11 protein-coding genes are annotated in these 12,039 nt (G+C 46.4%); 1 reads left to right on the forward strand and 10 read right to left on the reverse strand.

What is annotated here, in order from left to right; translation table 11 throughout:
- Together ACEW8S_RS07520 and ACEW8S_RS07525 are read right to left on the reverse strand one after the other, a co-directional pair.
- Positions 1-638: GH3 auxin-responsive promoter family protein (locus ACEW8S_RS07520; RefSeq protein WP_373517549.1), on the reverse strand; the 638-nt coding region annotated here is incomplete at its 3' end.
- A 104-nt stretch (positions 639-742) separates the two neighbouring features.
- Positions 743-2,299, reverse strand: coding sequence for a sulfatase (locus ACEW8S_RS07525; RefSeq protein ID WP_373517550.1), 1,557 nt, complete (start codon positions 2,297-2,299; stop codon positions 743-745).
- A gap of 124 nt (positions 2,300-2,423) precedes the next feature.
- On the opposite strand from ACEW8S_RS07525, the gene ACEW8S_RS07530 reads away from it, so the two are divergent.
- Positions 2,424-3,821, forward strand: coding sequence for an exonuclease domain-containing protein (locus ACEW8S_RS07530; protein WP_373517551.1), 1,398 nt, complete (start codon positions 2,424-2,426; stop codon positions 3,819-3,821).
- A 482-nt stretch (positions 3,822-4,303) separates the two neighbouring features.
- On the opposite strand, the gene ACEW8S_RS07535 is transcribed toward ACEW8S_RS07530, so the two are convergent.
- The 8 genes from ACEW8S_RS07535 to ACEW8S_RS07570 form a co-directional block, all read right to left on the reverse strand.
- Complete coding sequence (locus ACEW8S_RS07535) at positions 4,304-6,034, reverse strand: SulP family inorganic anion transporter (protein ID WP_373517552.1); 1,731 nt, start codon at positions 6,032-6,034, stop codon at positions 4,304-4,306.
- 100 nt (positions 6,035-6,134) lie between these two features.
- Entirely contained in the window at positions 6,135-6,404 is a 270-nt protein-coding gene (locus tag ACEW8S_RS07540) for a hypothetical protein (RefSeq protein ID WP_091871311.1), read from the reverse strand.
- Between the two features lie 37 nt (positions 6,405-6,441).
- Positions 6,442-7,404, reverse strand: coding sequence for a type I phosphomannose isomerase catalytic subunit (locus ACEW8S_RS07545; protein WP_373517553.1), 963 nt, complete (start codon positions 7,402-7,404; stop codon positions 6,442-6,444).
- Positions 7,405-7,470: 66 nt separating this feature from the next.
- A complete protein-coding gene (locus ACEW8S_RS07550) occupies positions 7,471-7,878 on the reverse strand; it encodes a 6-pyruvoyl tetrahydropterin synthase family protein (RefSeq protein WP_373517554.1) in 408 nt (135 codons plus the stop codon).
- A 13-nt stretch (positions 7,879-7,891) separates the two neighbouring features.
- Positions 7,892-8,422: an isopentenyl-diphosphate Delta-isomerase gene (gene idi / locus ACEW8S_RS07555; RefSeq protein ID WP_373517555.1), complete on the reverse strand. Its 531-nt coding sequence runs from the start codon at positions 8,420-8,422 to the stop codon at positions 7,892-7,894.
- A 149-nt stretch (positions 8,423-8,571) separates the two neighbouring features.
- On the reverse strand, positions 8,572-9,528 hold the full coding sequence (locus ACEW8S_RS07560) for a type IX secretion system membrane protein PorP/SprF (protein ID WP_373517556.1): 957 nt from the start codon (positions 9,526-9,528) through the stop codon (positions 8,572-8,574).
- Positions 9,529-9,729: 201 nt separating this feature from the next.
- Positions 9,730-10,683 (reverse strand): type IX secretion system membrane protein PorP/SprF, encoded by a 954-nt coding sequence (locus ACEW8S_RS07565; protein ID WP_373517557.1) that lies wholly within the window; start codon positions 10,681-10,683, stop codon positions 9,730-9,732.
- A gap of 6 nt (positions 10,684-10,689) precedes the next feature.
- Positions 10,690-12,039: gliding motility-associated C-terminal domain-containing protein (locus tag ACEW8S_RS07570; RefSeq protein WP_373517558.1), on the reverse strand; the 1,350-nt coding region annotated here is incomplete at its 5' end.

The following is a 12,039-nucleotide window of genomic DNA, read 5'->3' on the forward strand; positions in this document are numbered from 1 at the left end:
CCGATATCCCAATTCGGAGCTTCTTCGGCTATTTTCTGCACCTTTTCGTCCCAATCTTCCATCGCCGATATGTCTTGGCCGGGTTTGTAATAGCCCCTAAACCATGTGGGGATATTGCTGGCACTGATACCGCTTATCTCCCCTTCTTTATGGCTGTCGACCTCCTCTAGATCGGTAGAACTGCCCAGCATCAGAATGCCCTTTTCAAAAAAATCGGAGGGCAGGTCGAAATTGCTCAAGGCATATACCTGTTGAATTCCCGCATTGCGAATGGAAGAAATCATTTCATCGGTTACCGGAATGCGCTTACTCGTCGTTCCCGTGGTACCCGAACTCAACGCAAAATAATCCGGAACGCCCGGCCAGGTGACATCTTCTTCGCCATCGTGCAGTTTTTGCCACCAGGCTGCATCGATTTTGTTATAATCGTGATAGGGAATCGTGTCGGCAAAGGTCGTCACGAACTGTTCGGATGCCAGAATTTCGGCGAATTTGTAGTGTTTGCCAAAGGCGGTATCCTTGGCCGTTTTCAATAATCGTTTTAGGACTTCCCGTTGTTCCTCCACATGGTTTTTATCTTCGGCAAGTTTGTCACGGACCTCGATAAAACCTTTGATGATGTTTCCTATGATGGGCATGGTTCTTTTTTTGTAAAATTAGGGATATTGTAAAAGGGTTTTGCGCTGTATTGGGATAGAGATTGATTCAAGTCGGAACCGCAAGTTTTCACCCTTCACACCACTCACTCGCCATTGGCCTCCATAATCTCAATAGGATACTCCACTTTTTCACCGGTTAACTTATCGATCGGCATTTGCGCACCGACATCCTTAAGATGTTTGGACAATATTTCGGCCAGTTCCTTTGCCTTTTCGGGATTATCTTCAAATAGATTGGTCGTCTCCCCGATATCGTCCCTTAGGTTATAGAGTTCCATTTTACGACTGGCGTGAAAATAGATGAATTTCCAATCGCCTTTTCGCACTGCGCTGGCCGCGCCGATTCCCGGGCCATCGACGCCCCATTCGTTGGGATAGTGCCAAAACAGAGAACGACCGCCCGCATATTCTTTCTTGCCCGTCAAGGCGGCCGTAAAACTTTGTCCATCGATTTTTTGGATACTCTGCAAACTATCGATGCCCGCCATTTCCAAGATAGTGGGATAAAAATCCTCAATAATCAGTGGGTAGTTTGAGGTGGATCCCGGTTCGGTTCTATCCGGCCATTTGACCAGCATCGGCTCGCGAATGCCGCCTTCATATATGGAACCCTTACCACTGGCCAAAGGTTTGTTGTGGGTGTTGGGCTCCCCGCCCCTGCCATGCGCACTCAGTCCCCCGTTGTCGGACATAAAAAGGATGATGGTGTTGTCGGCGATATCCTTTTCCTCGATATAATCTATGATATCGCCAAGACTTTTGTCCATACCCTCGACCAGCGAAGCGTATTTGGCTTCGACGGAATCCAGGCCTTTTTCATAGTATTTCTGTACGAATCTGTCGTCGGCCATGATCGGTGTATGAACCGCATAGTGAGACATGTACAGAAAAAAGGGCTGGGCCGTGGTCACGACGGAATCCAATGCAGCCAAAGCTTCTTGAGTTATGGCCTCGGTCAAAAAAATGTCCTTTCCATAGTATTTTTCCAATCCAGGAATGCCCGCAAATTGGTTTTCCGTTTGTCCGTTTCCAAAATTATCCGTACCCAGATAGCTGGCGGGCGCCCCGGCGGCATGTCCCGCAATGTTCACCTCAAAACCAAGGTTCACAGGGTCTGCCCCCGGTGTACCGATGGCCCCCAAATGCGCCTTACCGGAATGCACGGTATAGTAGCCCATATCGTGCAGCGCCTGGGGCAAGGGCATGGCATGCACCGCAAGGGAATCACCGGCAAAGGGACTCATTCCGTTCACATTCCACATGGGGAACTCGAGCGAGTCGTGATTTTTTTCCATGGGCTGAAGGCTATCCTTCACCAAGGTCCAGTTCGTGACCCGATGCCGAGCGGCGTTCATACCTGTCATCAAGCTGACCCGCGAGGGCGAGCAGACTTGGGTGGCGTAGGCTTGGGTAAATTTCATTCCCTGTTTGGCAAGGCGTTCCATATTCGGGGTATGGTAGCGGTCGTTGAACGGAGTCCGCTCCGTCCAAAAAGCGACCGAGGTATCTTGCCATCCCATATCATCGACCAGAAATAACACGATATTCGGCGGCTGTTCCTGCAATTCTTCGGATTCACAGGAGGTAAACATCCAAAGAACAACAAACACGATGGAAAGTGTAAGGAAACGTACGGGCATAGTCGGTCGTTTATTGATGTGGACCGCTAAAAATACATAATCCTTTTATAATCCTAAAAGCGAGATTGTATTTATCCTTCATTTAAAATTCCCGTACCTTTATCCCACTTCCAAAAGAAACCATTTGTACTGCATCGTAGACATAGAAACCACCGGAAATAGTATCAAGGGGAATAAGATTACGGAGATTTCCATCTTCAAATATGATGGTCATGACATTGTCGACGAGTTCACTTCATTGGTCGACCCGGAATGTGAGATTCCCTATTTTATCACACGGCTTACGGGCATTGATAACGACACGGTGCGCAATGCGCCGACCATAGCGGAGATTGCGGATACCATCCTAAAAATTACCGAGGGAACCATTTTCGTCGCACATAGTGTGAATTTCGATTATAACATTATCAAAAACGAACTTCGGAACATCGGGCGGGATTTCATCCGAAAAAAACTCTGTACGGTACGCTTGTCCCGGAAATTGATACCCGGTTACCATTCCTATAGTTTGGGCAAACTCTGTTCCGCTTTGGGGATTCCGTTGACCGACCGGCACAGGGCCCGCGGCGATGCCCATGCCACTACCCTACTCTTCGGTAAATTAATACGAACGGACGGTGCCGATAAAGTATTTAAAACCTTTTTGAACGCAAGATCTCAGGAAGCGACCTTGCCTGCATCACTTCCTCGGGAAGCTTTTGAGAAAATACCGGCAACTGCCGGCGTTTATTATTTCAAGGATGCCAAGGGAAAAATCATCTACGTCGGCAAGGCCATCAATCTAAAAAAACGGGTACTCGGCCATTTTTATGACAAATCGACGAAGGAAGTCCTCCTCTGCGCGGAAACGGCGGATATCGCATTTGAACTTTCCGGCAGCGAACTTATGGCGCTATTAATGGAATCCGCGGCCATCAAACACCATTATCCCGCCTACAATCGGGCACAGAAAAAGAGGATACAGCCCTATGGCATTTTTGCGTACGAAGACCGTAGCGGCATACTGCACTTGGCTTTCAACAAGCTGAAAATGGCGCCCGATGCACTTGTCACCTTTTATAATCCGACGGATTGCCGGCTGTATCTCGAACAGATCTGCGGCACGTTCGGACTCTGCCCCAAATATTGTCATTTGCAAGAAAATGTCCAGACTTGTTCCCATTTTAGGGTCGACAGTTGCGCAGGAATTTGTAGGGATTCGGAACCCATTTCGGATTACAATGCAAAAGTAGCTTTGGCTATCGACTATATGGGTTCGGAAAAAGAGGATTTTATTATCAAGGAAAAAGGAAGGCACATCGACGAAGAAGCCTTTATTCTAGTGCGCAACAATGTTTATTCAGGCTATGGATTTATAGAAAAGGAAACAGGATTAAATTCGTATGCGGATTTGGAAGCATTCGTCGTTCCCCAAAAAAACAACGTGGAAACCGAGAGTATTATCAAATCATACCTCAATAGGAATCCACATAACAAAATTATGACGTTGCATGAAAGGCTCTTGGAAGAAAATCAGTTGTAGAATATCGACGGGAATAAGTGAAATGTAGTCTAGGGAATTAGGACTCCTATTTTTTCAATTCTTTAAACATCCGGATAACAAAGAAAAGCCAAACCATTAATATGGCAGCGACCAGACCCGAGTATATCCATAAAAAATCCATAATCGTAAGTAATCGAGGTCAAGCAATCTTTGGGGATAAAATCGTCGGACATTAATTAACATTTTTAGGTATTGAAAACGGGGAATGGGCATTTCGCAACCTTTACATACGATATTCAAAATGGGAAATCCTACAAAAATCTATTTTTTGAATGTCGTAATGCGATTCTTGTTAAAGATAGTTAAAATAATTTAATTTTCAGTACAATAATTGTTATATTTTTAACATTTAAGAAATTCGTAAAGAAATGTTAAAAGTACTGAAATATTTGTAAAAATAATTGTTATAATTTAGGGTTTCAGTATATAGAATTTTTAGGATGGAAGATAGAAAAGCCCGATCAATCATCAACATACCGGCTTTCATGCGCCACCCAATCCCCTACCTTGGTGAGGGAATCGGGATTGTCGAAAAAGTCTACGGCTTCTTTAGTACGTCCGAAAAGGTGTTCGCTGGTCAGTTCTTGTATAATACGGCTGTTGAAAATAATGTCCCTTGTTGGGCCTATGGCACTGGCGATATAGAATTTGATATCACGCTCATGGATTTCCCGTATGGCATTGGCCAACATTTCCACCGCGGTAGAATCGATGTAGTTGATAGGCTCTGCGTTAAGAACGATTCCCTTTAGGCCAGACCCTTTGGCATCGATGTAGCGGAAGAGCTGTTTTTTAAAATAGTCTTTGTTCCCAAAATACAATTGGGAATCGAAACGGAGCACCAGCAGATCGGGCCTGAACTCGATATCGCCCCCGAACCTATCGACATTCCTGTAGTATTCCGAACCCTTTATCTGGCCCAGAACCGCAAAATGGGGTTTCGAGGTCCTGTACAACATGACCAATAGGGAGAGCAGCACGCCCAATAATATACCTTCGGGAAGACCGGCGGACAAAGTGAAAAAAAAGGTGACCAAGAGCACGGCGAACTCGTCCTTACGGTATTTCCACAAGGTTTTTGGATAGGCCAGATCGATCAACCCTAGTACCGAGATCATGATGATACTCGCCAGGGCCGCATTGGGCAGGTAATGGAACCACCCCGTCAAGAACAGCAGGGTGAGGGCTACAAGGGCCATACTTACCAAGGATGCTATAGGGGTTTTTGCACCGGAATCCTTATTTATCGCCGACCGTGAAAAACTGGCAGAGGCGATGTACGACTGGAAAAATGAGCCCAGTATATTGGCCGACCCAAGGGCTAGCAGTTCCTTATTGGGATCGATAGTCTCCTGGTCGTCTTTTTCCTCCAAGGCCTTGCCGATACCGATGGCCTCGGTGTATCCGATAAGGGCGAGGGCAATGGCCATGGAAAAAAGGCCCCTTACCTTGGGCCAACTGAATTCGGGAAGACCGAAACTGGGCAGACCGCCGGGTACGTCACCGACGATATGTACCCCATGTTTTTCGAGAGACAAGGTATAGACCGTCAGAATGGCGCAGACCACCACCACTAGAATGGCGGGAATCTTCCTGTTCCACCTTTTTAAAACTAAAATCGTTACAATGCCCAAGATGCCAATTATCATGGCGTATACGTTGGTTTCGGGCAGTGCAAGCACCACATTGGCCACGGATTTATGGAACTGGTTGCTCTGTGGAATATTTACCCCCAAAAAGTGCTTCAATTGGCTGAAAATTATTATCACCGCAGCGGCTGAGGTAAACCCACTGATTACCGGTCTGGAGATAAAACGGACCAAAAAGCCCATTCGAAAAAGCCCGAGGGCAAATTGAATGACCCCGACCATAAAGGCCAGTAAAAGCGCCATGGCAATGTAATTTTCCACTCCCGTTAAGGCCAAAGTGCCCAATCCGGCGGCGACCAACAAAGAATCCATCGCTACCGGCCCTACAGCCAACTGTCGGGAAGTACCAAGAAAAGCATAGATCAAAATGGGTACCAGAGCGGCATACAGGCCGTAAACGGGCGGCATGCCCGCAATCATAGCATAGGCCATGCCCTGAGGCACCAGCAGTATGCCGACGGTCAGACCGGCCACCATATCTTTGGCGAACCACCTTTTAGTATAGGTCGGCAACCATTGCAAGAATGGAAGGAATCGTCGCATTGAGACAAAGGTAATAGAAAGATGGAATAAAAATCTCTTACATCGTGAACCAAAAAAATCCCGTTTCACGGGATTTTTTTACAAGTCAATAGGGGTATTCTTAACCTAATTTGTTCACCTTTTCCACAAGACCTTCGGCTTTCTTTTCCAGTTCTTGGCGAACGCCTTTAAGATGTTTGCTTCTATTGTCGACATCCTTTTTGTTTACCTCGGCGATCAGTCCGTCAAAAGTGGCTATGGCCTCATCGATGACCGCGGCCCCTTCTTTGGAATCCTGTTTGTTATTCGCAGCATCCGTAATATAGACGGCTTCTATAATATCGCCCATTACGTTATTGATGTCTTTCTTTAATTCTCGTATACTTGCCATTGTTAATTAATTTTTTTGCAAAAATAGGGATTTATTATCAAATCGTCACCTCTAACAGTTCCGCATTTTCCGTGGTTATCAATAGGGATTTAGACATGGCCGGCACTAAGACCGTTTCCCCCTTTTTTATGTCCGCAGTACCATTTTCATTGTCTATACGCGCCGAACCGCTAACGCACATAAAGATGGTAAACGAATTCCTTTTCGAAACATCCTGTTTCCAATTTTCGGTCAGGTGCAAATAGTCCGTCTTGAAATAGGGACAATCCACCATCCGATTTACAGTGTTGGTATCGGAACCGTAAGCGACCTTAAAATCGTCCTTCTTTTTATAATCGATGGCATCCAATGCCTGTTCGGTATGGAGTTCTCGCAAGTTTCCATTTTTATCCTTACGGTTAAAATCGAAAATACGATAGGTAACATCGGAGGTCTGCTGTATTTCGGCCAGAAGCACACCCGCTCCGATGGCATGGACTTTTCCCGTATTGATGAAAAAAGTATCGCCCCTACCGACTTTTTCATAGTTCAGCAGATCCAATAGGGTGTCGTTTTTCAGGCTTTCGGCATATTCCTCTTTAGTGAGGTCAGTAATAAAGCCTACAATAAGATTGGCCCCCTCATCGGCATCCATTACATACCACATCTCCGTTTTTCCCAAGGAATTATGACGTTCCCTGGCCAGCTTGTCGTCCGGATGCAATTGAACGGACAGATCTAGCTTGGCATCGATAAACTTTATCAGGATGGGAAATTCCTTTCCAAAACGCTCTACCACGCTTTTTCCCAATAGTTCTTCACCTCGATTGTTAATCAGTTGCTGCAGCGAAGTACCCGAAAGTTCGCCATTGGAAACTACGGAAATATCGCCTTCGACCCCGGACAGTTCCCAGCTTTCGCCGGTGATATCGCTCTCGATGGGTTTGTTCAATACATCTTTCAATTTCGTGCCGCCCCAAAGGCGTTCTTTTAAGATAGGATGGAATTTTAGAGGATACATGTTGGACGTGAGATTTTAGACGTGAGATTTTAGATGTGGGGTGTTTGGTGCTTTGACCTTGGGATTTTACCCCCAATACGTTACAAAATTCCGGGGCGTTTCATAAAGTTTTACTTCAAGTTCGTGGTTTGCATCGATATGCGTCCGTAGTTTGTTCCAAATGACCACGGAGATATTTTCGGCTGTCGGGTTCAGTTCTTTAAACTCCGGCACTTCGACGTTCAGGTTTTTATGGTCAAGGGCATCTTCTACCTTTTCCTTGATCAAGTCTTTCAGCACCTTCATATCCACAACAAAACCTGTCTCGGAATCGATTTCGCCAAAAACGCTTACAATCAGTTCATAGTTGTGCCCATGAAAATTGGGATTGTTGCATTTTCCGAAAACGGCATTGTTCTTATCATCGCTCCAATCTTTACGGTATAGGCGGTGGGCGGCATTGAAATGGGCCTTTCTACTGACTTTTACTTTCATCGTTCTCGGGACTTTAACTGAGTGATTTTTTTGAAATATGGTCGTAAAATCTTTCGAAAATAATTTTGAACCAGGCCGTATATAGCTCCGGATGTTTTTCGATATCGTTTCGCACCGCTTCGGGCTTCATCCATTGCCAGTCCGCAACCTCGGTGGGATTGATGTCCGGCACTCCGTCAAAATTGCCAATCATAACGTGGTCGAATTCGTGTTCGGTAAGTCCGTTGTCAAATGGGGCCTTGTAAACAAACGAGATCAGCTCGTCAAGTTCGGCCACAAATCCCATTTCTTCCTGTAGCCTTCGTTTCCCAGCCTCGATATTCGATTCACCGACCCGCTGGTGGCTGCAGCAGGTATTGGTCCATAGTAAAGGGGAATGGTATTTGTCCGCCGCACGTTGTTGCAGCATGGTTTCGCCTTTATCGTTCATGATAAAAACTGAAAAAGCACGGTGTAGCAAGGCTTTTTCGTGCGCCTCCATTTTCGGCATAGTGCCTATCTGCTTGTCGTTTTCGTCGACCAGAATTACATTTTCTTCCTTCATATTGCAAAAATAAGGTCTTTCTGCGGTTTGAGGGTTAAGGATTTTGTAAAAAGGGTGGGCTTTTTTGTAATGTGACTGCTCAGGAGAAAAGAGGGCAGGAAATTTTTCAGCTTCTCCCTTTTCCGAAGGAAGGAGTCTTTGCCTCATCCTTAAAAGAACCTTGGAGAACGAATCTGTCTGCCGTTGCCTTTTTTGAAATCGTAGCGTAACAAAACTTCAAAAGATCCGGCGTTGAAAGAGGTACCACCTAGGTCGGTGGTTTCCCGATCATAGGCAAGGCCCAGCATAAAGCCATCATCGACAAGGAATCCGAACATACCGCTTACAGCTGCACTCCAGCGATAAGCCGCGCCTAATATAAACTTTTCGTTGAGCATAAAATTGGCGGATAGGTCTATCTGTAATGGGGCGCCCCTTACCATCTTGGTCAACAGGGCCGGCTTGAATTTCAGGTCTCGGTTCAGGTCGAAAACATAGCCCGTCGTAAGATACAGGTTCATTTGTTCTTTTGCCGTGGCGATATTAGAGGACTCGAAATGCGTGGTTTCCAGAATTCTGGGCACGGAAACACCCGCATAAAATTTCTCGTTATAGTAATATACGCCTGCCCCGATATTGGGCGAAAACCTGTTCTCAATATCCTGTTGCAAAAGAGGGTCGGGACCATTTGGATTGTCGATATCCTGATTTAGTTTGGAATACCGGATATCCAGGAGATGCGCGCTTCCCTTCAGGCCGAAACTGAGCCTTCCCTCCCTAGAGGTGAAAATAGTGTAAGAAAAATCTACATCAAAATAGGTTTCCGAAGTCGGACCGATCTGTTCGTTGAGAATACCGAATCCGAGGCCTACTCCCCTATAGCCGATCGGGGAATGCAGGCTCAGGGTCTGGGTCTTTGGCGCCCCTTCAAGGCCGGCCCATTGCGAACGATATAGCGCCGTTATGCTCAAACTCTCCTTAGACCCCGAATAACTGGGATTGATGCTCGGCATATTGTACATGTACTGCGTGTACTGGGCATCTTGCTGCGCCTTTACAAGGTATGAGGCGAGCATCAAAACAATGCTGCAAATGCTACTTTTATGGGATATCCGAATAAGCGGCATAGAAAACTTAGGTTGGTTGGATACTAGTATGGAATCGAGCGAAAAAGTATCGTAATATGCTAACGTAAACAATCTTGGATTAGTCTATGTCGTTTTGATTTTATTTGGGATGCGTGTTTTTAAAGCTACCAGAACTAAGCGCGAAAATTTTCAACAAAATTGCTTTGGCGGGAAATATAGTGTGAGCTGATTAGCAAATTTTCAAAAGAAACGAGGCGACTTCAAATTACCTTTGGCCGAAATAAAATCATACCTGAATACAACCTCGAAAGAGCCGTGGTTAAAAGATTGACTCCCCAGTTCGGTAGTTTCCCGGTCGTAGGCCAGACCCATCAAGATTTTGTTCGAGAGGTTAAAGCCGAGCATACCGCTTACGGCGGCATCCCATCGGTAGGCGGCGCCTAAAATGAACTTTTCGCCCAACAGAAAGTTGGCCGATAGGTCGACCTGAAGCGGGGCGCCCTGCGCGACCTTGGTCAGCAAAGTGGGCTTGAATTTTAGATAGCTGTTCAAATCCCAAACATAGCCGGTGATACAATAAAAGTTCATCTGTTCCCTGGCGGTGGACAGCGATTCGCCGTCAAAATGCGAGGTCTCCAAGAATCGGGGCACCGAAAGCCCCGCGTAAAACTTTTGGGTGTGGTAGTAAATCCCCGCGCCGAAGTTCGGGGAAAAACGGTTATCGACATCCTCTTGAAGAATGGGATCGGTAGTGAACTGGTTGAGTTCCGAAAACCGGATGTCCAATAGATTCAAGCCTGCCTTTAGGCCAAAACTCAATCGGCCTTCGTTGGACGTAGATACCGTATACGAAAAATCAATATCGAAATTATCCTCGGTCGTCGGGCCAATCCTATCCCTAATAATGGAGGCGCCAAGGCCTACGCCGCGATAGCCTATCGGCGAATGTACGTTCAGCGTTTGCGTTTGCGGAGCACCGTCAAGCCCGACCCACTGCGCACGATAAAGCAGTGCTGCACTGATATGCCCACGCGAACCGGCATAAGCGGGATTTACACTTACGGTATTGTACATATATTGGGTGTACTGAGCGTCTTGCTGTGCAAAAAGTCCTTCCCCGAAGGATAAAAAACGTATCGCAAATAAGGCAAACAGATATCGGTAGTAGCGTTTTTTATGATTTGGGATATGCATTTTTTGCTATCTATTAATATATAGGTACCCCGAGAGCGTTTTGGACTCGCCAAGATTGTTCTTGTAATCGAGAATATAGAAATATGTGCCTACGGGCAGATTACTGTTGGGGTCTACGGTGACCCTTCCTTCCGAAGTACCGTTAAACACATTGCCCTGGGTATTGTAGGCCTGAGTACCGTAGACCAATACGCCCCATCGGTTATAAATTCGGATGGAGTTATCGGGATAATTTTCCAACCCACTGATGGTCAGCACATCGTGAATACCGTCACCATTGGGCGTTATAGCGTTAAAAACCTCGATTTCGTCTTCTTGGGCGTTAGGCTCCAAGTAATCGGGTGTGCCGTTGCCATTACTATCGTCATTGGCATAGTTGCCATCATTGTTGGCATCCTCATCTCGGGATGCGATACCGTCGCCATCGTCATCGGTATCCCTATAATCGAGTATTCCGTCACCGTCGGTATCGGGTAGCATATCCCGCGGATCATCCATCTCGTCGTTGACGTCGCGGTCAACAGTTCTATCCCCCTCATAACCATCGTCCAATCCGTCGTTATCCTTATCGGAACCGATTAGGGTCACATCGGCAATGCCATCGTGGTCACGGTCATGGCCTTCTATGCTATCGGGAATAGTGTCGTTGTCACTGTCCTCATCCACATAATCCGGTATGCCATCGCCGTCGGTATCCTCGGGAACGATTCCCGTTGATCCATTTTGCTCATAGGCATCGTCAAGGCCATTGGCATTCGCGTCTTCCCCGCTCGGGGCGATATAGTCGAAGGTGGATTGCGCCTCAATGCTATCGGGAATACCGTCGTTATCGCTATCGATATCCAAATAATCAGGAATACCATCGTTATCGGTGTCCGTTAAATCAGTAGATGGATTGTTATCGGCATCCAAATTCAAATCCTCGAAACTGTCCAAAATACCATCATCGTCGCTATCAAGGTCAATCCTTGGAGCGTTAACGATTATAATAACCGTTGCCGTACTGCAATGGTTGGGGCTGGCATCGTCGCAAAGCGTGTAGGTAAAGGAATCGTTGCCCAAGAATCCATTGTCGGGCGTATAGGTTATGGTATCGTCGGAGGGATTATTGAGTGTGCCGCCATTGTTTCGCGTAATGTTTCCGTTGGATGGATTTGTAGTCGTCAAGGTTCCGATGGATGGGATATCGTTATCGTTCGCCAAAATATCGATATCCAAGGATGAATTTTGAGTCGTTGCCACAAGGTCGTCGATGGCGTCTACAATAGGAAGCACCTCGATTGTGACCGTTGCCGTACTGCAATTGCCGAACGTATTACAGACCGTGTAGTCAAAAGTATCGGTACCGTTGTAGTT

It is taken from the genome of Pricia sp. (assembly GCF_041745955.1).
GTDB lineage: Bacteria > Bacteroidota > Bacteroidia > Flavobacteriales > Flavobacteriaceae > Pricia.